2 protein-coding genes are annotated in these 1,045 nt (G+C 27.6%); both read right to left on the bottom strand.

What is annotated here, in order from left to right:
- Nucleotides 1–7: 7 nt before the first annotated feature.
- A complete protein-coding gene (locus JF818_RS16735; protein ID WP_198892530.1) occupies nt 8–235 on the bottom strand; it encodes a DNA adenine methylase in 228 nt (75 codons plus the stop codon).
- Nucleotides 225–1,045: DNA adenine methylase (locus JF818_RS13625; protein WP_198892529.1), on the bottom strand; the 821-nt coding region annotated here is incomplete at its 5' end. The genes JF818_RS13625 and JF818_RS16735, both read right to left, overlap by 11 nt.

Below are 1,045 nucleotides of genomic sequence, written 5' to 3'. Positions count from 1 at the left end.
ACACCGTCTAATTCTTCGTCAACGTCAAATGTGTATAAAAGACAGCTTTTGAGTCAATATCGTTCAATAGATATTCGTTTGCACTAACATTGAGGAATACTGAACCTCCACCAGTAAATGGCTCAATAAAACGATTTATCTTTTTAGGAAAATATTGACTAATTTTTGGATATAGTTTATACTTATCTCCAACATAAAATAATGGTGAGCGAAATACGTTGTTTTTATTTGTCATATTTTTTTGTTAGAAATAAAAATTCTTTATGGTCATTAAATTCTGTTTTACCTGTATTGAAGAATGTATGAGATTGTTCAAATATTTTTGTTTCTCCAATATTTTGTAAAATTTCTACTATTTCTTCATATTTAATTTTATTGGCTGATGATTTGCTTTTTGATTTATATGTATTATTATATGAAACTGCTAAATATTTTACATCTAAATTTTCAACTAAATCTTTAAAAGTGTCTTTTGCTTCAACAGTACAATATTTACTCATATTTTCTGGTTCAGGTTTTAGAGCAACTCCATATAATTTTGGTTTTTTCCATTGAACAAGATTCTCATAAATATGGTAAAATCTGCTATACTGTCTTGAATTGTATGGTGGGTCAATATATGCAATATCTCCTTTGATATTTCTTGCTAATTCATTAGCATCTTCTTGATATATTTTTGCTCCCTTAAAATCTGATGTCTCAATTAATCTAAAATTCAAAGGTCTTTTAGTGATTGGCTTTTTGATGTAAGCATCAAAATGACCTACAGTATTTGCAAGCCTGTCAATAGTATAAATTAGGGAAGTAAGCAAAATTGCATATTCTCTTGAGTTGAGTTCATTATTCTGTTTTTTCTTTTCAATATCCTGTCTTATGAAGCCAATTTGCTTTGAAATTTCTTTTTCATAAAATTTTCCCCCAAAGTTTTTTGAGAAGTAATTTTCTCTAATTGATTTTGGGTTTAAAGTATTGTATTCATTAGCTAATTCAACAAGTTTACTTGAATTCCATTTTAAAGTTCCGTAAAATGCTTGGTATGTAATGT

The sequence above is a fragment of the Sphaerochaeta sp. S2 genome, from assembly GCF_016406725.1.
Taxonomy (GTDB): Bacteria; Spirochaetota; Spirochaetia; order Sphaerochaetales; family Sphaerochaetaceae; genus Sphaerochaeta.
This window is presented reverse-complemented; position numbering and strand designations above follow the sequence as displayed.